The following is a 25555-nucleotide window of genomic DNA, read 5'->3' on the forward strand; positions in this document are numbered from 1 at the left end:
CGGTCATGGGAGCCTCCGCTTCTCCACCGGAATCGGCCGGCCCTCCGTGCTGCCCTCGGCCGACCGCCGCCGGCACCCGTGCGAATAGGCCGGGTCGTACAACCTGGTCCGCTGGACCTCGCGGTCGTCGCGGAGCGCTTCGCCGACGAGCACCAGAGCGGCAGTCCGGATGCCGGATGCACGAAGCTCGGCCGCGAGCTCGCCGACAGTAGTTTTGATAATTCGCTCGTCCGGCCACGTCGCCTTCGCGACGACGACCGCGGGCGTTTCGGCGGCGTACCCGTTTCCGTCGGCGAGCAGCTCGGCTTGCAACTGCTCGGGACGTTGGGCGGAGAGGTAGACGGCCATCGTCGTGCGATGCGATGCGAACGAGGCGACCGTCTCGCCATCCGGCATCGAGGCAGCCGTTCGGCCGCCAGCCAGGCGTGTTAACACGATCGACTGCGAAACCGTCGGTGAAGTCAGTTCACAACCAACAGCGGCTGCGGCAGCGCCGAGCGAACCGACACCCGGCACGATTTCGTACGGCCGACCGCTCCGTCGACACCACTCGATCTGCTCACCGATCGCCCCATAGACGGTCGGGTCGCCGGAGTGCAGCCGGACAATCGCCGCGTCGGGGTGGGCGGCGTAGACCTCGAGCACGTCCTCCAGCGTCATGCCGGCGGAGTCGTGTCGCACCGCCGCCGGGTTGGCGTGGTCGAGAACCTCGGCCGGCACCAGCGACGACGCCCACACCACGACGTCGGCCCTGGCCAGCCGGTCGGCGCCGCGGAAGGTCATCAGGTCGGCCGCGCCGGGCCCGGCGCCGACGAACGAGATCAGTCCGGGTGGGATCACCGCGGACCCTGCCCGAGGCGCAGCCCGATGCCAGCCATCACATCCTCCGTGCGACGCGTGTCAGTCGCGTGGCCGGTCTCCTGGCTCCCGGATCACCGCCGTCGCCGCGCCTTCCCAGGCTCGCGCCCAGTGGCTGTTCCTCTGCGGGACGACTTCCCGGTCACAGTGGCGGGACCGCGCCGGATTCGCACCGGCTTCCCGTAACCACGCTCGCGGAGCAGGTTAACCGACGAGTCGGCGGGCCGACACCGCCGACTACGGTGTGAAACAGTCCAGCCGAGGGGAAACCGAGACGTGCCGCGAGTGCCGCATCCGATCGAGTCGGAGTCGTACGAAATCCTCCGCCGGCGCGTCGACACCGCCGGCCTCGGGCCGCTGTCGCGGGCCGTCGTCGAACGCCTCGTGCACACCACCGCCGACGCCACCTGGGCCGGCGACCTGCTGGTCGACGAGCAGGCGCTGGCGGCGGGCCGACAGGCGCTGGCCGACGGCGCGCCGGTGATCGCCGACGTCCGGATGGTCGCCGTCGGCATCACCAGCCGACCGGCCACGGTCATCGCCGAGCGGACTTGCGGATTGGAGGAGTTCGTACGAAATGCTCCGGTCGGTGCGGTGTGGGCCATCGGGCAAGACGTGGCGATAGTCACCGAACTCGTCGCCCGCTGCCGGGCCGGCGAGATTCAACCGGCGCTCGTCATCGCGCTGCCGGCCGGTTTCGTCGGAGCCGTCGAGGCCAAGCGGGCGGTACGCGAGTTGGGTATCCCGGCACTGACCAACCGGGGTGAGCGTGGTGGTGCGGCGCTGGCGACTGCGGCCGTCAACGCACTGCTCTATCTCTGACGCCGCCAACGGAGGGTGTCCCGCACGTTCGGTATGCCGTTAACGTGACGTGCGCTGGATTGGCAAGTTGCTAACGAGGGGAGCGTGGCGCATGTCCATCGGCCAGGACGAGTTCGTATCGGCCGCAAAAGACCTGATCGACCAGTTGGTCACCACCCAGCGCGAAGCCATCGCCGCCGCCGCGGCGCTGGTCGCCGACTGCGTGCTGGCCGACGGCGTGGTCCAGGCGTTCGGCACCGGCCACTCGCAGGGACTGGTGATGGAGATCGCCGGCCGGGCCGGCGGCCTGATCCCGACCAACAAGCTGGCGCTGCGCGACGTCGTCACCTACGGCGGCGCGCCGGTCGACTCGCTCGACTCGCACACGGAACGCGATCCGGCGATCGCGCACCGCGTGTACGAACTGGCCTCGCCGCGTAAAACCGACCTTTTTGTCATCGCGTCCAATTCCGGCGGAAACGGTTCGATCGTCGAAATGGCCTCGCTCGTCAAGGAGCGGGGACACGGCCTGATCGCGTTCACGTCGCTGGCCCACGCCACCGCCGTCGAGTCGCGGCATCCCTCCGGCAAACACCTGCACGAGCTCGCCGACGTCGTCATCGACAACTGCGGTCCGATGGGCGACACGCTGCTGCCCATGCCCGGCGGCGGCCAGGTCTGCGCGATCTCGTCGATCACCTCGGCCTTCGCCGCCCAGATGATGCTGGCCGACGCCTGCGCGCGCCTGGTCGCGGCCGGCCACACCCCGCCGGTGTATCTGTCGGCCAACGTCCCCGGCGGCGACGAGCACAACAAGGGACTCGAGTCGCACTACGCCGGCCGAATCCGCCGCGACCCGTAGTCGTCGTTACCGCGGCGGGCCGTAGAAGCCGGCCAGTCTGGACACCGTCGAGGTAATCATGTCGCGGAGCTCGGCGGGGTCGAGGACCTCGAGCTCGGCGCCGAAGCGAAGGAACTCGGCGTGGGCGTGGCGGAGGCTCTCGGTCGGGACGACGGCCTCGACCCAGCCGCCGGGGTCGGGCGGCGAAAAGGTGGCGGTGACCAGCTCGGCGACCTGACGGCCGAGAAAAGCCGGGAGAGCCCGGACGGCGTTGGGGGAGAGGCGGACCCGGGTGTCCACGGTCCGCATCCGGGTCTCGAAGTGTCCGGCCCAGTCCCGCCAGTAGGCGGCGAGGTCGAAGTCGGCCGGGCGGGAGAAGCGCTCGTCGAGGGCCTGCACGCCGAGGACGTTGGACACGCGGAAGGTACGGAGGTCCGCGCCGGCCAGGGCGACGAGGTACCAGGTGCCGGCCTTGAGCACGACGCCGAGCGGGGCCAGGCGCCGCGTCACCTCGCGCGGCGTCTTCCACCGGCGGTAGCGAATCTCGACCATTTTTTCATTCCAGACCGAATCGGCAATCTCGGCGAGGAAGGGAACCTCGTCGGCTTCGCGCAGCCAGCCGGGGGCGTCGAGGTGGAAGCGCTCGCGGATGCGGCTGGCCCGTGCGCGCAGGTCGGGTGGCAGGGCGGCGAGCATCTTGAGCTCGGCGGTGGCGACGACGGTGCCGAGCCCGAGCTCGGCGGCGGGTCCGGGCATGCCGGCCAAAAACAGCGAATCGGCCTCGTCGGTGGTGAGCCCGGTCAACCTCGTTCGATAGCCGTCGAGCAGCTGGTAACCGCCGGCCGGCCCACGGTCCGCGTAGACGGGCACGCCCGCGACGGACAGGGACTCGATGTCCCGATAGACCGTTCTTACCGACACCTCTAGTTCGTCGGCGAGCTCCTGCGCGGTCATCCGGCCCCTGGTCTGCAGCAACAGCAGAGTGGACAACAACCGGCTCGCGCGCATACCCGGCATTGTGGGTCAGGCGAACCGGACGACCGCGGTCGGCACTCCGCGAACCTCGGCGATCCGGTCGGCCTCGGCCTGCACGTCGTCCCGCAGCGCGGGGTCCACGTCGGCGTCGAACGAGGTGACGGTGACCTCCAGCTTCTTGCGGCCGACCAGCCGCGATCGCCACATGCCACCGATCTGACCGTCGACGAGCAGCGCGCCGGGATTGCCGAGGATCTGCCACAGCGCCTTCTGCTCGGCCCGGTCGGGCACGAGCAGGTCGCGGTCGCGGGCCTGGAGGAACGGGTCCATCGCCGGCAGCAGTCGAACGAGCTCCACTCGTTCAGATTCGAGGAGTTCGTCGACATTGCTCGAAGGCAACCACGCGCGTCGACCGTCGACGGCGACCTCCGCGAGGTCGTCGGGCCAGATCTCGCGGACGTTGGCCGTCGACGTGTCGAGCCACTTCGCAACTTCGGACGGTGTCGCCGGCCCGAGGAAGCGGAGGTACCGGTGCACCAGCCCGTGCGGATTAGTGGATTTCGTAGGAATTGGTCCGCGTTTGCTCAGCGGTTCGAGCAGCAGACCGGTCTCGCCGGCGCGCAGCCGCACGCCGCCGGGCAGCGCGCCGAGCCGGAAGGGCTGCTCATATATATGTGTCGACTTGCAGGCCGGGCAGGCCTTGAGCTGGCCCGCCGGCATCAGCTTGGTGACCGCGGCGCTGGCCGCGCCCTTGGTCATCGGCTTGGTGACGACCTCCCGCATCGACTCCGCGATCAGCCGGTACGTCTCCAGCGCGTTCAGCCCGTCGGTGACCGTGCGGGACTTCGGCCACATCAGGCGGGCCCGCGCGTCGGTGTCGCTCCACGGCCAGAGCTCGCCGGCCCATCGCCGCAGCTCGCCGGGCCGGTGGTAGTACGGGGCGCCACGCAGCGTCCACGCCAGCTCGTACCCCTCAAGACTGACCGGTCCCGTGGTGCGGGCGGCCAGCGCCAGCTGGGCCGAGCCGGTCTGGGTGTCCTGCAGCCCGATGTCCAGCACGGCCGGCTCCTCGCTGTCGCGGAGCAGCCCGTGCTGGCGGACGCGGTACCACATCACCTGGTCACGGCTGACGTTCTTGGTCACGGCGTCATCATCACCCGAAAGACTGCCACCCGCTGTCAGGATCAGCCCTTGGCTACCATCGCCGCGTGACCGAGCAGCACCAGCACTACTTCACCGCCGACCCGAACGCGGTCAGCGACCCGCGGGTGCTCACCGTCGAGCTGCCCGACCTGACGCTGAAGCTGACCACCGACGCCGGGGTGTTCTCGCCGAAGCAGCTCGACCCGGGCACGAGGGTGCTGCTCGAAAACGCCCCCGCGCCGACGGCCGACGGCGACCTCCTGGACGTCGGCTGCGGCTACGGCCCGATCGCGCTGACGCTGGCCAAGCGCTACCCGGGCCGGCGGATCACCGGTGTCGACGTCAACACGAGGTCGCTGGAACTGGCCCGGGCCAACGCGAAGGCGGCCGGCGTCGACACGATCACCTGCCTGCTGCCCGACGAGGTGCCGGCCGACGCCCGGTTCGCGGCGATCTACTCGAATCCGCCGATCCGCATCGGCAAGCAGGCACTGCACGAGCTGCTGCTGCACTGGCTGGGCCGGCTGCAGCCGGACGGCGTCGCCTATCTGGTGGTGCAGAAGAACCTCGGCTCGGACTCGTTGGCCAAGTGGCTTACCGAGCAGGGCCATGCCACCGAGCGCATCGCCACCGACAAGGGCTACCGCGTGCTCGCCACGAGGCCCAAGCCGTAGTCACTCCTCGTTGTCGGCCTCGCCGGTGTCGACCGCCAGCACGCCGCGCTGATCCGACAGACCGGTCACGAGCGAGGTCAGCTGCCGTGGTCCGGTCAGCCGCAGCCGCAGGTCGATGACGTTGGTCGACTCGTTGCGGTTGGTCGAGGCGTGCTCGACGACGTACCCGGACGTGGTGACGAGCTCCAGGATGTCGCGCAGCGCGCCCTCGCCGTCCCGATAGCTCGTCCGCACAATCGTGGTCGCCGGCCGGGACCGGGTGAGCAGCCGGACCAGCGGCGGATATCCGTAGACCACAAGGAAATGCGCCGCGGTGACGAACACCGCCAGCAGCGGCAGGCCGGCGGCGCAGGCGCAGCCGACCGCGACGCTCACCCACACCACGGCGGCCGTGGTCAGGCCACGCACGATGTTCTGCCGGACGAAGATCAGGCCACCGCCGATGAAACCGACCCCGGACACGATCTGCGCCGCGACCCGCGACGGGTCCAGCACGATGCGCCCCTCGGCCAGCACGTCGGTGAAACCGTATTTGCTGACCAGCAGGAACAGCGCGGCACCCAGTCCGACCAGCGTCAACGTGCGCAGGCCTGCGCTTTTCTGCTTGAGTTCCCGCTCAAGTCCGATCAGCGAGCACAGCACGAGCGCGGTGGCCAGTTCGATGATCTGCGTCCAGCCCTGGCCGGACGGTTCACCGAAGGACACCAGCTCGGTCATCACTCACTCGTTTCGTCGCAGGCTCTCCCGGACACGGCGGAGAAAGCCGCTCAGCTGCGCCTGCTCCGCCGCGCTGAGACCGGTCACATCCTCTCCCGAGTACCCCGACTCCCGCAGATCGGAAACGGTCGCGACGAGCTCGCCGACCGTCGGGCCGAGCTTGGCCAACGCCATCAGGCCGCGCAGCTCGTAGAGGCTGATGCCGGTGGCCACACCGACGTTGAGCGACTCGACCTCGCCCGACATCGGGATCCGCACGACGTGGTCGGCCAGCGCCAGCACCTCGTCGCCGACGCCGTCGGTCTCGTTGCCGACGACCAGGGCGACCGGCCGACCGCTCAGCCGCACCGACCCCTGCGTCGTGTCGGCCCGGCCTGAAGTTGCAACCACCTCGAAACCGCGGGCCTGGAGGTCACGCACCGCTTCGACCGGTGTGTCGTAGCGACGGAGTCGGGCCCGCAACACGGCCGCGCGCGAGGCGTCCAACACGCGGCGACTGGTCAGATCGGTCTCGGGGTCGGTGCAGACGATGTCGGCGACGCCGAGTCCGACGGCCGTCCGCACGATCGTGCCCAGATTGCCCGGGTCGAGCACGTTGTCGAGCACCACGGCGAAATCCCCGTACGGCTGGTCGGCGTCGGTGGCTCGCAGTTCCGCGACCGCGAGCCAGGACACGGTCCGGTTCAGCCGCACCGCCTGCCGCAGCACCGACTCCTTCGCCACCAGCATCGGCACGTGGGCCTCGGCCAGCAGCGCCGTCACCGGGTCCGAGGCGCCCTCGGCCGCGAGCACGAACCGCAGCGTGGCGCCGGCCTCCACCGCCTGGGTGATGAGCGCGGCGCCTTCCAGCAGACAACCGCCGGCCTCGGCCCGGCCCGTGCGGCTGGCGAGGGCGCGGATCTGCTGTAGGTGGTCGTCCTTGAGCGAGGTGATGACTGCTGGCACGGCGACGACCGTAGCGGCCGGTTCCGTCGCCGCAGCGCATAGGCTGTGTCGAGACCGTCAGGAGGGGTCCGCCGTGATTGAACGCCGTCTGCCGCGTCCACGCGAGCTTGCGCAGCTGCTCCGGCCGAAGCCGTTCGTCCTGGACCCGACGGAGCGGCGTCTCGCCGGCGCGCACACCATCGCGGACCTGCGCACCATCGCCCGTCAGCGCACGCCGCGCGCGGTGTTCGACTACACCGACGGCGCCGCCGAGTTGGAGGACAGCCTGCGCCGTGCGCGCACGGCGTTCCGCCGTGTCGAGTTCCGGCCCAACGTGCTGCGCGGTGTCGCCGACCCGGACACCAGCGTCGAGGTGCTGGGCCGGCGCAGCGCACTGCCGTTCGCGTTCGCGCCCACGGGCTTCACGCGCATGATGAACCACGAGGGCGAGCGGGCTGTCGCCAAGGTCGCGCAGCGCGTGGGCATCCCGTTCTCACTGTCCACGATGGGCACCACGTCCATCGAGGACGTCGCCGCCGCCGCGCCCGACGCTCGCAAGTGGTTCCAGCTGTACGTCTGGCGGGACAAGGGCGCGGGCCGTGAGCTGTTGCAGCGCGCGCAGGACGCTGGCTACGACACCGTGATGCTCACGGTCGACACGCCCGTCGGCGGCGCGCGCATGCGGGACGTGCGCAACGGCCTGACCATTCCGCCGGCGCTGACGTTGCGCACCTTCCTGGACGGCGCCACGCATCCGGCTTGGTGGTTCAACCTCCTAACGACCGAGCCGCTCACGTTCGCCTCGCTGACCGAATGGGGCGGCACGGTCGAGGAGCTCATCAACTCCATGTTCGACCCGACGCTCAACTTCGACGACCTGGACTGGGTGCGCGAGCTGTGGCCGGGCAAGCTCGTGGTGAAGGGCATCCAGAACGTCGACGACGCCCGCGACGTCGTCAAGCACGGGGCCGACGCCGTGCTGCTGTCCAACCACGGCGGCCGGCAGCTCGACCGCGCGCCGACTCCACTGGAGCTGCTGCCGCAGGTCGTGGACCAGGTGAAGGGGGACGCCGAGGTCTGGCTGGACACCGGCATCCTGTCCGGCGCGGACATCGTCGCCGCCCGTGCCATGGGTGCCGACCTGTGCCTGGTCGGCCGCGCCTACTTGTACGGGCTGATGGCCGGCGGCGAGCGCGGCGTGCAGCGCACGGTCGACATCCTGCGCAAGGAGATCGTGCGGACGATGCAGCTGCTCGGCGTGCGCGCCGTCACCGATCTGCGCCCCAGCCACGCGCGGCTCCGGTAGCGCCGTGCTCGAGTTCAGACTGCTCGGCCCGGTCCGGGGCTGGCGCGACGGCGAGGAGCTCCAGCTCGGTCCACCGCAGCAGCGCACGGTGCTGGCGATGCTGCTGCTCAGCGACGGCAAGCCGCAGACGCCGGAGCAGATCGCCGATGCGCTGTGGGGCGTCGACGCGCCGTCGTCGGCGGTCGCCACTGTGCGTACGTACATCCACCGTCTACGCCGTGTGTTCGGCGACGACCAGCACCTGCTCGTGCACGACAACAGCGGCTACCGCCTCGACCTGCCGTCGACGGCCACCGACGTGGGCAAGTTTCAGGAGCTCGTGGACCACGCCGCCGTCGCGCTCGACGCGGGGCGGTCCGACGACGCGGTGCGTGATCTCCGTGCGGCGATCTCGCTGTGCAGCGGCGCGCCGCTGGCGGCGTTGCCCGGCGAGTACGTGGAGGCCGAGCGTGCCCGCCTGCGGCAGCGCCGGCTGACCGTGCTGGAGGACCTGTTCCGCGCCGAGCTCGCCCTGGGGCGGCACGCCGAGATCGCTGACCAGTTGCAGGTTCTCGCCGCCGGCGAGCCGCTGCGCGAGTCCATGCACGAGCTACTGGTGATGGCGCTGTGCCGTTCGGGTCGGCAGGCCGAGGCGATGCTGGCGTACGACCAGATTCGACGGCAGCTGCGCGAGGAGCTCGGCGTCGACCCGGGCGCGCGGCTGCGGGCGCTGTACGACCGGATGCTGCACGGCGAGGCGGAACCGCAGGTGCGGCCGGCGTTGCCCGTGGTGTCGCCGGCCCAACTGCCGGCAGACCTGCCGGTGTTCGCAGGACGTTCTTCGGCGCTGGCCGATGCGCACCACCGCCTGCCGAACGGCGACGGCGCGCTGGACCGCACGACCGTCACCGTCATTCAAGGGATGGCCGGTGTCGGCAAGACGGCGTTCGCGCTGCACTGGGCCCACGAGGTTGCCTCACGATTTCCCGACGGCCAGCTGTACGTGAACCTGCGCGGCTACGACCCGGTCACCGTCGATCCGAACGACGCCGTGCGCGACTTCCTGCAAGCGCTCGGCGTGGCCGCCGCCCAGGTGCCCACGGAGCCAGCGGCGCGGCTCGGACTGTTCCGCAGCCTGCTGGCCGAACGGCGCTGCCTGCTGCTGCTCGACAACGCGCGCGAGTCGGCGCAGGTGCTGCCGCTGCTGCCGGGACGGTCGCGGTCGCTGGTCATCGTGACGAGTCGAGGACGCCTCGACGGCGTCGTCGCCGCGACCGGCGCGCGGCCGATCACGCTGGATCTGCTCAGCCGTGACGACGCCGTCGACCTGTTGTCGCAACGCCTTGGTGCAGAACGCATTGCCGCCGAACCTGTGGCCACGGACGCGATCGTGGACCGCTGCGCGCGGCTGCCGCTGGCACTGTCCATTGTGTGCACGCGGATCCTCGCGCAGTCGAGCGAGTTCCCGCTCGCCGACATCGTGGCCTCGCTGTTCGGCCCACGGTTCTCGCTGGACGCCTTCGCCGCCTCCGATCCGAGCGTCGACATCCGCGCCGTGCTGCGGTCCTCGTATACCTCGCTGTCGGACGGCGCAGCGCAGATTTTCCGGCTGCTGGCACTACATCCCGGGCCCACCGTTGGCGTGCACGCGGCGGCGAGCTTGGCGGCGGTACCGGTACGTACGGCCGCGGCGCTGCTGCGTGAGGTCGCGGACGTGCACCTGGTCACGGAGACCGCGCCTGGTCGCTACGGCTGGCACGACCTGCTGCGCGCGTACGCCACGGAGCAGTTGGAGACCACCACCGAGGGCGAGGCCGCGTTCCAGCGTCTCGCCGACCACTACCTGCTGACCGCGGACTGCGCGGCCCGCAAGGTGTCGGCGCAGAACGACGGCCCGGCGCCGTGTCAGCCGGCGGAGGGCGCCGTGTCGGTGGAGCTCGCCGACCAGGAGCAGGCCGTGCTCTGGTACATCACGGAGCGGCCGGCGACGATGCGCGTGCTGGAACTCATGGCCGCGCACGGACTGCACGAGCACGCGTGGCGCTTCGCCTGGGCGCTACGGCAGTTCCAGGATCGCCAGCAGCACTGGTACGACCTCACCGACGCCCACGCCATCGCCCTGCGGTCGGCGACGGAGGCCGGCAATCCGATCGGCATGGCCTACGCCCATCGCGGGCTGTCGCGGGCCGAATGCCGGCTGTCGCGCCTGAAGTCCGCGCGTAAGCACATGGACGAGGCGCTCGCGTTGTTCGAGCAGGCCGGCGCCACGGCGGCGCTGGCTTACGCGCTGCGGCAGTACACCTGGGTCGAGGAGTTGGACCACGCCCCCGAGCGAGCGCTCGAGCACGCTACCCGCGCGCGTGACCTGTTCCGCGACCTGGCGTGGGGGCCCGGCGTGGGCGTCGCGACGATGACGATGGCCCGGTACTACAGCATGCTCGGCCGTGACGAGGAAGCCGTGCCGCTGGTGTACGAGGCGCTCATGCTGCTGCCGCCCGGCGACAATGCCGAGCTGGTCGGCGCGTGGGAAGTGCTCGGCGAGGCCTATTACCGGCTCGGCCGGTACGAGGACGCTATCGGCGCCCACGAGAACGCGGTGAAGGTTTTCGCTGCACTCCGCGCGGACGCCGACCAGGTCTCGGTGCTGCTGCGCATCAGTACCTGTCTGTTGGCGATGGAGCGGCGGGACGAAGCACGTGAGGTGCTTCGCCGCGCCGCCGCCATTCAACGCACGCTGTGCCCGGCCGCGATGGGCCCCACGATCCGGGTCGAGGATTGGGCCCAGTTGCTGACCGTCGAGCAGTGAACCGTCACTCGACGAAGATGTCGACCGACGGCCGCATGCCCGCGCACACGCGCAGCACCTCGTGCACGACATGCTCCTCGAATTTTGCAAACTCCTCAAGATTGACGGACTGCTCGTCGTCGATGACCGGGTAGGCGCGCTGCGTCAGCGCGTAGTCGAAGCGCGGCGCCCACTTGCGCGCGCCGAGCCGGGCGGTGATCGAGCAGTTGTCGACCAGGTAGGCGATGCCGCGGGCGTGCATGTACGGGTTGAGCGAGTCGACCGCCTCGATCACCGACTCGTTGGCGATCTCCGAGTAGGGGTGGCCGAACTCCAGCAGCGCGTCGATCTGGGCCATCATCACGCCGATGAACACGCCCGCCGTGAACGGGTCCAGCGGGATCTCGTCGGGCACCCGGTCGGCCCGCACCTTCTGGCCGACCCGCCACATGTCGGCCTGGTCGATCTTGCCCATCGGGAACCGGGGCAGCCGCCTGCCGGCCAGCACGACGCTGCGCACCTCGTCGCCGGAGCGGACCTCGTCGTAGATCTCGTGGATGAGTTCCAGCCCGACCGGGTAGCTCACCGAGTACGCCTCGGCGAACACCTGCTTTTCGTCAGAGTCGAGCTTTTTGAAAACGCCGAGCATTCCGTCACGCGAGATGATCCGTGAAATCGGGCCCGTGACCGACTCGGCGGAGTGCCGGAACGCCTCCTCGTCGCTCATGCCGTGGTCGCGGAACCGCCGGTACAGGCTCTCCACGATGCCGTGCAGGCCGCCGGCCAGGATGCCGCGCTCGCCCGACAGATCCGAGAGGTACTCGGATCGCAGCGTGGTCCGGAACGTGTACGGCGCGCCCAGACCGATCGACCAGCCCAGCGCGCGGTCGACCGCCCGGCCGGTGACGTCCTGGTGCACGGCGAAGCTGGCGTTGATGCCGGCGCCGTTGACCTCGCGACCCTGGAGGTACAGCGCGCGGACCGAGGCGCCCATGCCCTTCGGGCAGACTGCGATCACGTCGACGTCGGTGGGGAACGCGCCGCCGACCAGGTCGAGGTGGCCGAGCAGGAAGCCGTGGGACAAGCCGAGCGTGGTGCCCGGCTTGAGTGCCGCGAACACGTCTTCATAGGTCTCGGCCATCGCGCCGTCCGAGATCAGCAGGATCACCATGTCGGACTCGCGGATGACGTCGTACATCTCGCCCAGCGTGCCGTCCTCCGGCGAGAAGCCGGCCTGCACGGCGGCGTCCCACGACGCCGAGCCCCGCCGCAGCCCGACGGCCACGCGCACGGCGCCGCCCAACGAGTCGCGCAGGTTCTGCGCCTGCGCCGAGCCTTGCGGGCCCCAGCCGATCACGCCCAGCCGGCGCACGCCCTCGAAGGCCGCTGGCAGCCGGTCGAACAGGTGCCGGCCGCCGCGCACGATCGGCTCCTGCCGGTCGGCGACGGCGATGTACTCCTTGTCGAACACCTTCGTGTCGAAATCCAGATCCATGACAGCTCTCCTCACGCGCCGACGGGGGCGGGAAGTTCAGTGGAGACGTGCCGGGTCTCCGGCAGCCCGAGCAGGCACAGCAGGCTCACCACGGCCGAGCCCGCCACGTACCAGCCGACGGCGGTCGTGCCGTTGGCGGCGGCCAGCGCTGCGGCGATGGTCGGGGCGAGCGCGCCGCCGAGCACACCGCCCAGGTTGTACGCGAACGACGACGCCGAGTACCGGTAACGCGCGTCGAACAGCTCCGGCAAGAACGCGCCGAGCGGCCCGTACACCCAGCCCATGGCACCCAGCCCCAAGGCGAACGCGACGCCGATCGACAGCGCGGTGCCCACGCTGAGCAGCGGGAACATTACGAGGCCGATGACGCCGGTGAACACGCAGCCGACGATCAGCACCGGTTTGCGGCCGTAACGGTCGCCGGCCAGGCAGGACAGCACCGTGGTCAGCGCCATCGCCCAGATCGCCGCGACCAGCAGGCCCAGTGCCTCCGACTTGGGCAGCTTCAGCGTGGTGGTGACGTACGACAGGCAGAACGTCGTCGTGACGTAGAAGACGACGTAGCAGGTGATGATCGTGCCGCCGCCCAGCAGCAGCCGCAGCGGCGCCTTGCGCAGCATGTCCACCAGCGGCAGCCGGCTCTGCTCACGCCGTCGTACCACCTCGGCGAACACCGGCGTCTCGGACAGCCGTAGCCGTACCACCAGCCCGACGACGACCAGCGCCGCCGACGCCAGGAACGGGATTCGCCAGCCCCACGAGCGGAAGGCGTCGTCCGACAGCGCCGCGGACAGTGCGAGGAACAGTCCGTTCGCGGCGAAGAAGCCGATCGACGGGCCGAGCTGAGGGAACGTCGCGTACCAGGATCGGCGGCCGGCGGGTGCGTTCTCCACGGCGAGCAGCGCGGCACCGCCCCACTCACCGCCGAGGCCGATGCCCTGTAGGAACCGCAGCAGCACCAGGATCACCGGCGCGGCGACGCCGAGCGTCGCGTAGCCGGGCAGCAGGCCGATGGCCACAGTGGACAGGCCCATGGTCAACAGGGACGCGACCAGTGTCGCCTTGCGGCCGACCCGGTCGCCGAAGTGGCCGAACAGCAGGGAGCCGAGCGGCCGGCCGATGAAGGCCACCGCGAACGTCGCGAACGACGCCAGTGTGGCGTTCACCGGAGCCAGAGTCGGGAAGAATGTCGTGTTGAGCACCAGCGCCGTTGCCGTGCCGTAGATGTAGAAGTCGTAGAACTCGATCGCGGTGCCGATGAAGCTGCCGACGGCGATCCGGCCGATGGCGTAGGTGCTGCTCACCGGGGCCATGCTGGGACAACGCCGATGATGGGGCAACCCAACTGCCCGATCGGGTAGCCGAACCGTGCCGCGGCGCTGGCGGCTACGCGACGTCTACGGGCCGTATATGCGCCGCTGTTAGTTTCCCCGCTGAAAGATTTGTCCGGTGTCGACGGTCGAGGGGAGTGCGCCGATGGCCCACGACGGCACGCTGGTCGGTCGGAGCCGCGACCTGGCCCGGATCGACGAACTTCTCCTCGGCGACGGCACCGCACTGCTGCTGTCCGGCGAGCCCGGGGTGGGCAAATCAGTGGTGCTCGACGCCGTGGCCCGCGCCGCGGCCGCCAACGGCGTGCGGGTGCTGCGCGCCGACGGCGTCGAATTCGAGGCCGACATGGCCTTCGCCGGCCTCAACCAGCTGCTGCTGCCGGTCATGACCGCCGCCGACGGGCTCGACGGTCCCTACCGCGACGCGCTGCACGTCGCCGTCGGACTCGGAGACGGCGTGTCCCCGGGCCGGATGGCCGTGTCCAACGCCGTGCTCACGCTGCTGCGGGCCGTGGCCGTCGACCGCCCGTTGCTGCTCGTCGTCGACGACTTGCAGTGGATGGACCGGTCCAGCGTCGGCGTGCTGGGCTTCGTCGCCCGCCGACTGAGCGGCACTCGGGTCGGCGTCATCGCGGCGTCGCGCCTCGCCGAGGGCGTCTTCCCCTGCGGCACCATGCCCGAGTACCAGCTGCCGCCGCTCGACGACCAGTCCGCGCGACTGCTCGTGGGCGCGCGGTTCCCGGGACTGGCCGAGCGGGTGCGGCAGCGGGTGCTGGACGAAGCCCGCGGCAACGCGCTGGCGCTCCTCGAACTCCCCGCGGCGCTCACCGGTCCACAACAGACCGCACAGGCCAGCTTGCCCTCCGTGCTGCCGCTCACCGACCGCCTGCGCGCGCTGTACGCCTCACGCATCGGCGGGCTGTCCGGTTCGTGTCGACGCCTCGTGCTGCTGGCGGCGCTCGACGGCACCGGCGATCTCCAGGTCGTGCTCCAGGCGGCCGACTCACGTGACGACCTGGCTCGCCTCGCCGAGGTAGAGCGCGACCAGCTGATCAACGTAGACGAAGGTCGAGGACGCCTCGCCTTCCGACACCCCCTGATCCGCGCCGCCGTCGTCGAGGAGTCCACCAGCGCCGAACGCCGTGAGGCGCACCGGGCGCTGGCCGGCGTACTGGAGTCGCAGCCCGACCGGCTCGCGTGGCACCTGGCCGAGGCTGTGCTGCGACCGGATGAGCACGTCGCCGAGCTGCTCCAGCAGACAGCGCACCGCATGCTGCAACGTGGCGACTCCGTCGGTGCCGTGGTGGCCTTGACCCGGGCGGCGCACATCAGCCCGCCCGGCGAGGGCCGCAGTCGGCGCTTCGCCGAGGCCGCCTACATAGGCGCCGAGGGGGCTGGCGTGCTGGCCCACGCATCCGAACTCCTCGCAGACGCCCGCCGCGCCGGCCCCGAGACGCTGCACGCCGCCATCGCGGCCGTCTACCTGCTCATCAACGACGACGGCTCGATGGACACCGCCTACCGGCTGCTCGTCGGCGCCATCGAGGCCGACCACGACGACGCCGCCCTGGCCGACGCTCTGCACGCGCTGCTTTTGGTGTGCTGGTGGAGCGGGCGTGAGGAGTTGTGGCGGAGCTTCCACGCGGCGGTCGAGCAGCGGAAGTCCGAACTGCCGTTCGTGCTGCGGCTCACCGCGTTGACGTACCCCGACCCGGCGCGCACCGCCAAGCTCGCGCTGCCCGACGCCGACGACCTTGTTGCCGCCGCCCACGACGAGACCGATCCCGCGGTCATCGTCCGCATCGGCGTCGCACTGTTCTATCTGGACCGGCTCGTGGACGTGCGTGACGCCATGTGGCGCGTCGTGCGCAACGGCCGCGACGGCGGACCGCCACGACGTCACCTCACGGCGCTGATGATCATCTGCCTCGACCACTACCTGACCGGCGAGTGGGACGAGGTCGCGCGGGCGGCCGAGGAGGGCATTGCCGTGTGCGACTCCTCCGGCTACCGCTTCTTCCGGTGGTACTTCGACTACATCACCATGCTGCTCGCCGGCGCCCGCGGTGACAGCGCCACGGCGTTCCGGCTCGGCGAACGGGTCGTGCGTTGGGCAACGCCGCGTGGCGCCGGCACCGCCGTCGTCTACGCCAACCAGGCTCGCACGCTCGCCTGCCTGGGCAGCGGTGACTACGAGCGCGCGTACCAGTACGCCACGGCGGTGACGCCCGTAGGCTCGCTCGCCTCGCACGTGCCGCACGCCATGTGGGGCGCCATGGACCTCGTCGAGGCGGCCGTGCGCACCGGTCGTCGCGCGGAGGCCGCCGCGCACGTCCGTGCGTTGCAGGAGGCCGACATTGCCGCACTGTCGCCTCGCTTCGCACTCATGGTGGCCGGAGCGGAGGCGCTGTGCGCCACCTCCGACGACGAGGCGCTGCGGTTGTACGAGAAGGCCCTTTCCACGCCGGGCGTCGAACGCTGGCCGTTCGAGGCGGCGCGAGTGCGCCTCGCGTACGGCGAGCGACTGCGCCGCGCCCGCGCCATCGTCGAGGCACGTGGCCCGTTGGCCGACGCCCTCGCCACGTTCGAATGGCTCGGGGCGCAGCCGTGGGTGCAGCGCACCCAGAAGGAACTCCGCGCCGCCGGGCAGTCCACCCCATCCACTTCTGATGGTGCGCTTCCTTTGACGCCCCAGGAGCTCGAGGTCGCCCAGCTCGCCGCCTCCGGTCTGACCAACAAGCAGATCGCCGAGCGACTGTTCTTGTCGCACCGGACGGTCGGCGCCCACCTCTACCAGATCTTCCCCAAGCTCGGGATCACCTCGCGAGCCGCACTGCGCGACGCCCTGGCCGCCGTCGGCTGACCACAACTTTGCAAAACTCCTCCAGTCCGCAAAACTCCTCGGCTTTGCCAAACTCCTCCGGCGCGTGCAACCTCCTCTGGTTCGCCGAACATCTCGACGTCGTGCAACCTCCTCCGGTTCGTCGAACTGCTCGACCTCGTGCGAGCTGGTCCACTTCATCGACGTACTACTTGGCGGCGAAGTCGACCAGAGCCTGGGTGACCTCCTCGGCGTGCGTCCACAGCAGACCGTGCGGCGCGCCGTCGATCTCGAGGTATTCGGCGCCCGGCAGCATCGCTCGCAACGGCCGGCCGGTGGCGTCGATCGGCAGCATGCGGTCGGCCGTCCCGTGCACAATCAGCGCCGGCACGTCGATCTGGTGGACGTCCTCGCGGAAGTCGGTGATCCACGTCGGCACGGCCGCCGCCGACGCGTATGCCGACGCGTCGACCGCCACCTGCCAGCTCGCGCGCACGACCTCCTCGCTGACGCGAGAACCGAGGAGCTCGTCAAAGTTGTAGAAGTTTTCAAAATAAGTCGAGAAGTACGCGTACCGGTCTCGTTCGACCGCGGCCAGCACGCCGTCGAAGACCGACAGCTCGACGCCGTGCGGCGTGGCCGACGTCTTCAGCAAGAAGGGCTGCATCGGGGCGAGGAACGCCGCCTTGGCCACCCGGCATGAGCCGTACGTGCTCAGGTAGCGGCTCACCTCGCCGGTCCCCATGCCGAACCCGACCAGCACCGCGTCGGACAGGTCCAGCGCCATCATCAGGCAGTCGAGGTCTGCGGCGAAGGTGTCGTAGTCGTACCCCGTGGTCGGCCGCGACGACCGGCCGAAGCCACGCCGGTCGTAGGTGACGACCCGATGGCCGGCGGAGAGCAGGCACGGTAGCTGCTTCTCCCAGGAGCGGCCGTCGAGCGCGTAGCCGTGGATCAGCACGACCGGCCGGCCGACGCCGTGATCCTCGTAGTACAGGTCGATGTCGGTCGTGTTCTCCTCACCGACCCTGACGAACGGCATGGTGGCTTCCTTCTCGCGCCGGCTGTTTGTCCCCCTCCCAGCATCGGCCCCGACCACCCGGCTTCACATCAGTCAAACAACTGCACCCTTCCCGGACTGTCAGGGAGTTACCGGTCACGGAGCTGCCGACCCGGCCGGTTCTCTGGCTGGGGGTGGTCGTTCTCAGCTGAATCCAGCCACACTCGACCGACGCTGTCGCGTCCGTGCCGCCGAGGAGCATCACATTTCGGCCGCGGACCCGGCGACCGGTCCCGTTGAGCTACGAGACGCGCAGGCTGCCCTTGCGTCAAATTTCACAAACCGAGGAACGCGCGCATTCTGTGGGCCAGCGGCCTGCTTGGGCGCGTCGTGCTGGCGTCGCGTGGCGCGCATATCCCGCTGGGTGTATCGCTTGGGCCGCTCAGGGAGCCGGTAGCTACGTTGCCCTCGTCCCGGCATCGAATCTGGCGAATGGCCGACGTAGCTGATGGCGAACAGCCGTACTGTCGGCAACCGTTCGTTGTAATAGCGAGTTGGTGGCCATCGGCCCCTATTTCTCGCTGTGCAACGGTATCGACACCGTCGGTATTGCTGGTGAAGTCGTCCAGCCGTCTCGGTTGCGCCGTGTTTGGTCGCTGTTTTTCCGAAATGCCGCCGAATGTGGTTGCAGGCTGACTGCTCGTAACGTCGAGGGGCGGCGGCCTCCCGTGCCCACTCCTCGTGACGGGGTGCGCCAACCGGTGCTCACACCGGCGAGCTAAGAGATGGGCGTCACAAACGCAGCGTGGCACCGTGGTCAACCGACCACGGTGCGTTGTGTATGCCCAGGAAAAGAAGTGCCCCCGGCAGGACTCGAACCTGCGACCAAGTGATTAGAAGTCACTCGCTCTGTCCGCTGAGCTACGGAGGCTTGAGGCGTGCAGGCACACGCCCCGTGAGGTACATCGCTTCAGACGCCCCAGTCGTTTCCGGTTGACCCTCATTCGGATGATCACGATATGGACAACCACCGTGGGTGCCGCTTTCTGTACGCGGTGTTGTCAATCCGTCTTCGGGTTCACCGGATCGGGGCGGCGCTTGATGCGCGCACCACCAGTTCCACATCCAGTCTCACGGGTCTGCTCGGTCTGCCGCCGTCCAGCAGCGTCAGTGCCAGCTCACCGGCGAGCCGACCCTTCTCGACCAGCGGCTGACGGACCGTGGTCAGCGGCGGATCCGCGACACCTGCCGGCGGTGTGTCGTCGAATCCGACCACCGAGACGTCCTGTGGCACCGACAACCCGGCGTCGCGTGCGCCCTGGAGGGCGCCCAACGCCAGCTCGTCGGACATGCAGAGCAATGCCGTCGGCCGTGGGCTCTGTTGTAACAACCAGCGGGCGGCGGTCCGGCCGTGCTCGCGGTCGCTGGCCCCGGCCTCCCAGACCGGCACCTTCTCCGGTGCGATCCCGGCGTCCGTCAGTGCGTCCATGTAGCCGCTCAGCCGTTCGCGTGTCACGCGGAACGGTGATCCCGTACGGCGCTCCGGATCCGCCGGGCCCGTCCGACCGTCCGGTTGAAGGGTGAGCGAGATCACGCCGAAGTCGCGGTGGCCCAGGTCGGTCAGATAACGGCCGGCGGACTGCGTTCCGCCGAAGTCGTCGAGTTCGACACGCGCCGTGCCGCCCGTCGCCGGCTGGTCCACAACCACCATCGGCAGCCGTCGCTGGCGTACCGCGGTCAGCGCCGGCGCGGTGTCCGGGAGCGAGTACGCCACGACCACGTCGGCCTGCGCGCGGGCGACGCTGTCCGGGCGCGGTCCGCCCGACTCGTCGCCAGGCAGCAGCACCAGGGCGTGGTCACGGCCGTCGACCGTGGCGGCCAGGGCGTCGAGCATGATCGTCAGCGCTGGGTCGGAGAAGGCGCTGGACAGGCCCGATCGCAGCATGAAGGCGACCGCCGCGGATTTGCGCGTGGCCAGGCTGCGGGCGACCGGGTCCGGTCCGAGGTAGCCGAGCCGGTCGGCGACCTCCAGGATGCGCGTGCGTAGACCGGCCGAGAGCTGGTTGGGCCGGTTGTAGGCGTTGGACACCGTGGCCCGCGAGACGCCGACGGCACGGGCGACCGTGTCCAGCGTCGGGCGGCGGGTTTGCTCGGTGTCCACAGGAAGAGCGTAGTTGGCGTGCAGGGGTGGGCTGACCCACTGGACTGTTCTGAAGCGCTTCAGTACAGTCGCGTTCCAGTCGAAGGGGGTACGAATGCTGGCCAAGAGCACCGCTGTGTTCCTCGTGTTCGTGCTCAACGGAGTCGTGTTCGGCTCATGGGCCGCCCGCGTGCCGGCGCTCGCCGCCCAGGTCGGCGCCACGCCGGCCGGGCTCGGGCTGTCGCTCTTCGGTGTCAGCGTCGGGCTCATCGTCGCCGCGCCCATCGCCGGGCGACTTTGCGCCGCCTTCGGCTCCCGTGCCGTCATGGTGCTCGGCTGCGTCACCGGCTTCGTCGTGCTGCCCGTGCTCGGCCTGACGACCTCGCCGCTACAACTCGGCCTCGTGCTGTTCGTCCTTGGGCTGACTGTCGGCACCCTCGATGTCTCCATGAACATCGCCGCCGTCACCGTCACCCGGCTGCTCGACCGCCCGCTCATGCCGGTGTTTCACGCCGGGTTCAGCGTCGGGGGTCTCGTCGGTTCTCTCGTCGCCGTGTTTTCCGCCGCTGTGCACTGGAGCCCGTTGCGCCAGTTCTCCATCCTGGCCGTGATTGGCGTTGCCGCCGTCGCGCTCATCCTCACTTCGCTGCCGGCCGAGGCCGGGAGCGGTCCCGTAGCCGGTCAGGTGACGTCGTTGTCGCCGGTCCATCGCCCGTCCGGCGGCCTTTGCTCTGGCTGCTGGCCTTGATCGCGCTGTGCTCCGCCGTCGCCGAGGGCGCCTCGGCCGACTGGACCGCGTTGTTCCTCGTCCGCGAACGCGGTGTGCCCGAGTCCCTTGCAGCCGCTGGTTACTCCGTCTTCTCCATCGCGATGGCAGTGACCCGGTTGTGCGGTGAACGGGTGGAACGCCGCTGGGGCGCGTACCGAATGCTCGCTTTCGGCGCATCTCTCGCGGCCGTCGGACTTCTCGCCGCCGTCACAGTCCCCGTTCCCGTCGTCGCGTACGTCGGCTTCGCGTTCGCCGGAGTAGGGCTCGCCTTCTCGTTCCCCGTCACGATGGACCTCGCCGGCGCCGCCGGACGGCGTGCCGACGGGACCGGCGGTGAACGCGAGATCGGTTTCGTCACCAGCATCGCTTACGCCGGATTCCTCGGCGGTCCGCCGCTGCTCGGGCAACTCGCCCAGTGGAGCGGCCTCGGCTTCGCGCTCGGCGCCGCCGCCGTCATCGCCGCGCTGATCGTGCCGGGCGTGATTCTGGTGATTCGCGCCCGTCGTCGGGAATGCGCACCGCCCGCTGTCGGTGCGCCGACGATGTGAGCTGCGTCGCGGCCTACCCTCAAGTACGTGGCCGAAGACGTCGTGACCGCCGAGCCCACACCCGGCGCACAGGTTCGCCGACCCGCCGGCATGCTCCCGCTGCTGTTGATCAGCACCGTCATCGCCGCGCTGGTCGCGGCCGTGTTGACGCTGTTCTCCGGCAGCGAGCTGCTGTACACCAACCTGGGGCTGCCCGATCCCGGCGCGATCACCCGCTACGGCATCACCGTCGTCCGCGTCCTCACGGAGGCCGCCTCGACCGTCTGCGTCGGCGCCCTGCTCTTCGCCGCGTTCTTCGTCGCGCCCCAGCGCACCGGGCGGCTCGCCGCCGACGGCTATGCCGCCCTGCGCACCGCCGGCTGGTCCGCCGTTGCCTGGTGTGTCGGCGCCCTGCTCGAGGTGCCTTTCACTCTCGCCGACGCCGAGGGCAAGCCGATCAGCTTCATGCTGAACCCCACTGTCCTGTTCAGCAGCATCAACATCGTCGAGCAGGCCGAGGCCTGGGTCGTCACCGCCGTCATCGTCTTCGTGCTGGCGCTCGGCTGCTTCTTCGCCCTGTCATGGGGGTGGACCGCCAGCCTCTTCTTCGTCGCCCTGATCGGCCTCGTCCCCGTCGGCGCCAGTGGCCACTCCTCGGCCGGCGGCTCCCACGACCTCGCCACCAACAGCCTGCTGTACCACCTCATCGCCGCCGCCATCTGGGTCGGCGGCCTCGTCGCCCTGCTCGCCCATGCCCGCCGCCGCGGCGCCGACCTCGGGCTCGCCACCAGCCGTTTCTCCAAGGTCGCCTTGGTCTGCTGGATCATCATGGCCGCCTCCGGCGTCATCAACGCCCTGGTGCGGCTGCCCGTCACCGACCTCTTCACCACGTCGTACGGCCTGCTCGTCCTCGCCAAGATCGCCCTGCTCGCCGTGCTCGGCGTCATCGGCTACTTCCAGCGGGAACGCGGCGTGAAGGCCGTGCTCGCCACCGGCTCCGGCCGGTCCCTCATCCGGCTCGCCGGCGTCGAGGTGTTGATCATGTTCATCACCCTCGGCGTCGCTTCCGCGCTGGCCCGGACCCCACCGCCGCAGGACGTCTACAGCGCCGTCGGCGATGTCGAGCGCCTCATCGGGTATCCGCTAGACGGTCCGCCCACCGTGTTCCGGCTGCTCTTCGACTGGCGTTTCGACCTCGTCTACGGCACAGCCGCCATCCTCGGCGCCGCCGTCTACCTGCTCGGTGTCCGCCGGCTTCGCCAGCGCGGCGATCAGTGGCCCATTGGTCGCACCATCGCTTGGGTCGGCGGTTGCGCTGCCGTGCTCTTGGCGACCTCCTCCGGCATCGGCCGCTACGCCACCGCCATGTTCAGCGTGCACATGGGCGGGCACATGATGCTCAACATGCTCGCCCCGCCGCTGCTCGCCCTCGGCGGTCCCGTCACCCTCGCCCTTCGCGCCCTTCCCACCGCCGGCAAGGACCGCGCCCCGGGCCTCGCGAATGGCTGCTCGCCGCCGTCCACTCGCCCGTCGCGCGCGTCCTCACCCATCCCGTCGTCGCGCTCGTTCTCTTCGTCGGCTCCTTCTACGGCCTGTACTTCTCCGGCCTCTTCGACGCTGCCCTGAACTACCACTGGGCACATCTCGTGATGAACGCCCACTTCCTGCTCGTCGGCTACCTCTTCTACTGGCCCGTCATCGGCATCGACCCCGCCCCCCGGCGTCTGCCGCCCCTCGGCCGTCTCGGCATGGTCTTCGCCTCCATGCCCTTCCATGCCTTCTTCGGCGTCATCCTGATGAGCATGCAGACCGTGATCGGCCAGAACTTCTACCGATCGCTCTCCCTGCCTTGGGTCACCAACCTGCTCTCCGACCAGCATCTTGGCGGCGGCATCGCTTGGGCCGCCGGCGAGATCCCCCTCCTGGTCGTCATGCTGGCCCTACTCGCCCAGTGGGCCCGTACCGACGAACGGGCCGCCCGCCGGTCCGACCGCCGCGCCGACACCGACGGCGACGCCGACCTCAACGCCTACAACGCGATGCTCCAACAACTCAGCGAGCCAGGCAGCACCCCCAAATCCAAGTAACCCCGCCCAGCTTCCCCGAGCACCCCTCACCCCCAGGCGTTTCTCTCGGCCTCCTGGACCATCCGCGCACCACCCCGGGTCCGCCGCACGCCAACCATCTCTTCGTGCTGGGCCATGATCGCGCCTTAGCCACCCAACCCCATGCTCGACCTCAGCCTCGGCCCACGGGTTTCGTGCCTCGCTAACTGCCGCTGCCCGCTCGCTGCTTTGCCACATCGCGCGCGCTAATCCAGTCGCCCCAACAACTCGGTGCGCCCGATGCCCCAGCGTCCTGACGCCTCTGCGCACCCGCAGCTCACGGCACTTCGACCACTCGGCGGTCTTGATGTCTTCGTCGTCTAAGCCGACCCGCGCGCCTCAAACCCTTGCGTCTCGGCTGTCCGCTCGTGGCAATCCCTAACACCCGCCCGTCCAATAGCCGGTTCCCCGGCCACCGCCGAGGATTCGAGCTCTGCTCGAAACGCAACGACCCCGTCGGCACACCATCGCCGACGGGGTCGTTCCCATACAGGTCAGTTAGTCCGGCGGAAGTTCCGTGTCGCGATGGCCCCGCCGATCAACGCAATCACACCGGAGATCGCCAGCGACGCGATCAGCGTGTACGCCGGGTTCGCCTCCCAGATCGTCGTCGCCAGCCCACGCGATGCAAAGATCGCGTAGCTCAGCGGGTTGACGTTGGCGATCACCTGCACCCACCCCGGCATCGTCGACACCGGCATGTAGGCGCTCGAGCCGAACATCAACGGGAACATCGTCAGGAACGCGACCGCCTGCATCGTCTCGGCCTTCTTCACCCACGTCGCGATCGCCAGGAAGAGCCAGCCCAGGCCCCAGCCGACGACCAGCGCCACCAGCAGCGCCGCCGCCACTCCCAGCATGCCGCCGGCTGGCGTGAAGCCGAACAGCAGCGCCGCGGCGATCAGCATGACGACCAGCTGAATCGCCATCCGCACCGTGTCCGACAGGCTCCGGGCCAGCAGTACCGAGAACAGGCTGACCGGCATCGACCGGAACCTTGCGATCACACCGTTCGACATCTCCGTCAGCAACCCGACCCCGGAGCTCATCGCCGAGGTCATTGCCGTCGTCACCAACGTCGACGGCAGCAGGTAGTTGATGTATGAGCCCCACTGGTGCAGGCTGCCCAGCTGGCTGATGCCGCCGAACACCTGGCTGAACAGCAACAACATCACCAGCGGCTGCAGCAGACTGAAGAACATCATTCGTGGGTCGCGCAGGAACGTGTTGAGCGATCTCTGGGTGAGTACCCACACCTGGGTGGCGAAGCTGCTGCCGTGCCAACCCAGGTCGTCCCGCCGCGGCACCTCGCCTGTCGGCGTAGTGGCTTGAACTGTCGTGGTCATCGGAATTCCCCTCGCCGACTCAGGCAGCCGGTGCTTCGGTATTGACGGCCAGATACACGTCGTCGAGCGTCGGTTCGGTAAGCGCCAGCTCGCCCACCTCGACCCCCACCTCGTCGAGCGCCCGCACCACGGTCGCCAGATCGGTCGACTTCTCCACCGGCGTCGTGACCGAGTGTCGCGCCTTGTCGTGAACCGGGTGCAACCCCGCCTTGGACAGCGCGTTCAACGCCGTCGCCGCGTCCTCCGGCTCGGCCAGCACCACACTCACCGTGCGCTTGCCGACGCCGGCCTTCAGCTCCGTCGCCGTGCCCGCCGCGACCACCTTTCCCTTGGACAGCACCGTGATCGTGTCGGCCAGCCGGTCCGCCTCTTCCAGGTACTGCGTTGTCAGCAGCACCGTTGTTCCGTCACCCACCAATCCTTCGACGATCTCCCACAACCCGATCCGACTCATCGGATCCAGCCCCGTCGTGGGCTCGTCCAGGAAGATGACGTCCGGCCGACCCACCAGGCTCGCAGCCAAGTCCAATCGCCGCCGCATGCCGCCCGAGTACGTCTTCGCCGGCCGGTCCTTAGCCTCCGTCAGGTCGAACGTTCCCAGCAGCTCACCGGCCCTGGCCGTCGCCTGCTTCTTGGTCGCCCCCAACAGCCTCGCGATCAGCACCAGGTTGTCGATCCCCGACATGTTCTCGTCGACCGACGCGAACTGCCCGGTCAAGCCGATCCGGCCACGTACGCGGTCGCCCTGGCTCACCACGTCCAGTCCGGCCACCGAGGCCGATCCCGAGGTCGGCTTGAGCAACGTCGTCAGCACGTTCACCAATGTCGTCTTGCCGGCACCGTTGTGGCCGAGCAGCCCGAGCACCGTCCCTCTCGGCACCGCGATGCTCACGTCGTCCAGCGCTTTGACGGTGCCGAACGCCTTGCTCACGTTTCTCGCCTCGATCATCACTTCGGTCATTGCGGGTCCTTCCCCCTCGCTCCACTCCGGTGGCAACGGCTCCGTTCATGAAGAGAT

The 25555-nt window shown here is 69.6% G+C and carries 19 protein-coding genes, 1 tRNA gene, 1 pseudogene and 1 riboswitch; of the genes and pseudogenes, 9 read left to right on the forward strand and 12 right to left on the reverse strand.

Annotated elements, in window-relative coordinates; translation table 11 throughout:
* Positions 1-3 precede the first annotated feature (3 nt).
* Positions 4-840, reverse strand: coding sequence for a precorrin-4 C(11)-methyltransferase (gene cobM, locus M3Q35_RS43310; RefSeq protein ID WP_273938392.1), 837 nt, complete (start codon positions 838-840; stop codon positions 4-6).
* Positions 841-893: 53 nt separating this feature from the next.
* Positions 894-1064: riboswitch (cobalamin riboswitch) on the reverse strand.
* Between the two features lie 79 nt (positions 1065-1143).
* On the opposite strand from cobM, the gene M3Q35_RS43315 reads away from it, so the two are divergent.
* Positions 1144-1680, forward strand: a complete 537-nt coding sequence (locus tag M3Q35_RS43315) for a precorrin-8X methylmutase (protein ID WP_273938393.1) — start codon at positions 1144-1146, stop codon at positions 1678-1680.
* Positions 1681-1771: 91 nt separating this feature from the next.
* On the forward strand, positions 1772-2521 hold the full coding sequence (locus M3Q35_RS43320) for an SIS domain-containing protein (protein WP_273938394.1): 750 nt from the start codon (positions 1772-1774) through the stop codon (positions 2519-2521).
* 6 nt (positions 2522-2527) lie between these two features.
* Here M3Q35_RS43320 and M3Q35_RS43325 read toward each other — a convergent pair whose 3' ends face one another.
* Both M3Q35_RS43325 and M3Q35_RS43330 read right to left on the reverse strand, forming a co-directional pair.
* Positions 2528-3508 carry a helix-turn-helix transcriptional regulator gene (locus tag M3Q35_RS43325; RefSeq protein ID WP_273938395.1) on the reverse strand — a complete coding sequence of 327 codons (981 nt, stop codon included), beginning with the start codon at positions 3506-3508 and terminating at the stop codon, positions 2528-2530.
* Between the two features lie 15 nt (positions 3509-3523).
* On the reverse strand, positions 3524-4618 hold the full coding sequence (locus M3Q35_RS43330) for a DNA glycosylase AlkZ-like family protein (RefSeq protein WP_273938396.1): 1095 nt from the start codon (positions 4616-4618) through the stop codon (positions 3524-3526).
* A gap of 65 nt (positions 4619-4683) precedes the next feature.
* On the opposite strand from M3Q35_RS43330, the gene M3Q35_RS43335 reads away from it, so the two are divergent.
* Positions 4684-5292, forward strand: a complete 609-nt coding sequence (locus tag M3Q35_RS43335) for a class I SAM-dependent methyltransferase (protein WP_273938397.1) — start codon at positions 4684-4686, stop codon at positions 5290-5292.
* Here the strand turns inward: M3Q35_RS43335 and M3Q35_RS43340 are convergent, their stop codons facing one another.
* Together M3Q35_RS43340 and M3Q35_RS43345 are read right to left on the reverse strand one after the other, a co-directional pair.
* Entirely contained in the window at positions 5293-6009 is a 717-nt protein-coding gene (locus tag M3Q35_RS43340) for an MgtC/SapB family protein (RefSeq protein WP_273938398.1), read from the reverse strand. It lies immediately after the preceding gene.
* 3 nt (positions 6010-6012) lie between these two features.
* Positions 6013-6954 (reverse strand): TrmH family RNA methyltransferase, encoded by a 942-nt coding sequence (locus tag M3Q35_RS43345; protein WP_273938399.1) that lies wholly within the window; start codon positions 6952-6954, stop codon positions 6013-6015.
* A 73-nt stretch (positions 6955-7027) separates the two neighbouring features.
* Here M3Q35_RS43345 and M3Q35_RS43350 point away from each other — a divergent pair, with 73 nt between their 5' ends.
* Together M3Q35_RS43350 and M3Q35_RS43355 are read left to right on the forward strand one after the other, a co-directional pair.
* Complete coding sequence (locus M3Q35_RS43350) at positions 7028-8239, forward strand: alpha-hydroxy acid oxidase (RefSeq protein ID WP_273938400.1); 1212 nt, start codon at positions 7028-7030, stop codon at positions 8237-8239.
* 4 nt (positions 8240-8243) lie between these two features.
* Positions 8244-11024: an AfsR/SARP family transcriptional regulator gene (locus M3Q35_RS43355; RefSeq protein ID WP_273938401.1), complete on the forward strand. Its 2781-nt coding sequence runs from the start codon at positions 8244-8246 to the stop codon at positions 11022-11024.
* Positions 11025-11028: 4 nt separating this feature from the next.
* On the opposite strand, the gene M3Q35_RS43360 is transcribed toward M3Q35_RS43355, so the two are convergent.
* A complete protein-coding gene (locus M3Q35_RS43360; RefSeq protein WP_273938403.1) occupies positions 11029-12498 on the reverse strand; it encodes a ketol-acid reductoisomerase in 1470 nt (489 codons plus the stop codon).
* Between the two features lie 11 nt (positions 12499-12509).
* The gene (locus M3Q35_RS43365) at positions 12510-13811 is read right to left on the reverse strand and encodes an MFS transporter (protein ID WP_273938404.1); all 1302 of its coding nucleotides are present in this window, start codon (positions 13809-13811) and stop codon (positions 12510-12512) included.
* Between the two features lie 136 nt (positions 13812-13947).
* Here M3Q35_RS43365 and M3Q35_RS43370 point away from each other — a divergent pair, with 136 nt between their 5' ends.
* A complete protein-coding gene (locus M3Q35_RS43370) occupies positions 13948-16692 on the forward strand; it encodes an ATP-binding protein (RefSeq protein ID WP_273938405.1) in 2745 nt (914 codons plus the stop codon).
* A 166-nt stretch (positions 16693-16858) separates the two neighbouring features.
* Here M3Q35_RS43370 and M3Q35_RS43375 read toward each other — a convergent pair whose 3' ends face one another.
* The 3 genes from M3Q35_RS43375 to M3Q35_RS43385 form a co-directional block, all read right to left on the reverse strand.
* Complete coding sequence (locus tag M3Q35_RS43375; RefSeq protein WP_273938406.1) at positions 16859-17692, reverse strand: alpha/beta fold hydrolase; 834 nt, start codon at positions 17690-17692, stop codon at positions 16859-16861.
* An 816-nt stretch (positions 17693-18508) separates the two neighbouring features.
* Positions 18509-18581: transfer RNA gene (locus tag M3Q35_RS43380), tRNA-Arg, on the reverse strand.
* Positions 18582-18728: 147 nt separating this feature from the next.
* Positions 18729-19811, reverse strand: a complete 1083-nt coding sequence (locus M3Q35_RS43385; RefSeq protein WP_273938407.1) for a LacI family DNA-binding transcriptional regulator — start codon at positions 19809-19811, stop codon at positions 18729-18731.
* 94 nt (positions 19812-19905) lie between these two features.
* On the opposite strand from M3Q35_RS43385, the gene M3Q35_RS43390 reads away from it, so the two are divergent.
* The 3 genes and pseudogenes from M3Q35_RS43390 (at position 19906) to M3Q35_RS43400 (ending at position 23173) form a co-directional block, all read left to right on the forward strand.
* Positions 19906-20538, forward strand: coding sequence for an MFS transporter (locus M3Q35_RS43390; RefSeq protein WP_273938409.1), 633 nt, complete (start codon positions 19906-19908; stop codon positions 20536-20538).
* Positions 20535-21107 carry an MFS transporter gene (locus tag M3Q35_RS43395; protein WP_273938410.1) on the forward strand — a complete coding sequence of 191 codons (573 nt, stop codon included), beginning with the start codon at positions 20535-20537 and terminating at the stop codon, positions 21105-21107. Before M3Q35_RS43390 ends, M3Q35_RS43395 begins: the two co-directional genes overlap by 4 nt.
* Positions 21108-21197: 90 nt before the next feature.
* A pseudogene (locus M3Q35_RS43400) lies at positions 21198-23173 on the forward strand (bifunctional copper resistance protein CopD/cytochrome c oxidase assembly protein).
* A gap of 512 nt (positions 23174-23685) precedes the next feature.
* Here the strand turns inward: M3Q35_RS43400 and M3Q35_RS43405 are convergent.
* Both M3Q35_RS43405 and M3Q35_RS43410 read right to left on the reverse strand, forming a co-directional pair.
* Positions 23686-24537 (reverse strand): ABC transporter permease, encoded by an 852-nt coding sequence (locus tag M3Q35_RS43405; protein ID WP_273938411.1) that lies wholly within the window; start codon positions 24535-24537, stop codon positions 23686-23688.
* A gap of 19 nt (positions 24538-24556) precedes the next feature.
* Positions 24557-25498, reverse strand: coding sequence for an ATP-binding cassette domain-containing protein (locus M3Q35_RS43410; RefSeq protein WP_273938412.1), 942 nt, complete (start codon positions 25496-25498; stop codon positions 24557-24559).
* Between the last annotated feature and the right edge of the window lie 57 nt (positions 25499-25555).

The organism is Kutzneria chonburiensis (assembly GCF_028622115.1).
Taxonomy (GTDB): Bacteria; Actinomycetota; Actinomycetes; order Mycobacteriales; family Pseudonocardiaceae; genus Kutzneria; species Kutzneria chonburiensis.

Coding starts and splice junctions, on each gene's coding strand:
- M3Q35_RS43320 (WP_273938394.1), top strand. CDS start 1,772: ATGTCCATCGGCCAGGACGAGTTCGTATCGGCCGCAAAAGACCTGATC.
- M3Q35_RS43325 (WP_273938395.1), bottom strand. CDS start 3,508: ATGCGCGCGAGCCGGTTGTTGTCCACTCTGCTGTTGCTGCAGACCAGG.
- M3Q35_RS43340 (WP_273938398.1), bottom strand. CDS start 6,009: ATGACCGAGCTGGTGTCCTTCGGTGAACCGTCCGGCCAGGGCTGGACG.
- M3Q35_RS43360 (WP_273938403.1), bottom strand. CDS start 12,498: ATGGATCTGGATTTCGACACGAAGGTGTTCGACAAGGAGTACATCGCC.
- M3Q35_RS43365 (WP_273938404.1), bottom strand. CDS start 13,811: ATGGCCCCGGTGAGCAGCACCTACGCCATCGGCCGGATCGCCGTCGGC.
- M3Q35_RS43375 (WP_273938406.1), bottom strand. CDS start 17,692: ATGCCGTTCGTCAGGGTCGGTGAGGAGAACACGACCGACATCGACCTG.
- M3Q35_RS43390 (WP_273938409.1), top strand. CDS start 19,906: ATGCTGGCCAAGAGCACCGCTGTGTTCCTCGTGTTCGTGCTCAACGGA.
- M3Q35_RS43405 (WP_273938411.1), bottom strand. CDS start 24,537: ATGACCACGACAGTTCAAGCCACTACGCCGACAGGCGAGGTGCCGCGG.
- M3Q35_RS43410 (WP_273938412.1), bottom strand. CDS start 25,498: ATGACCGAAGTGATGATCGAGGCGAGAAACGTGAGCAAGGCGTTCGGC.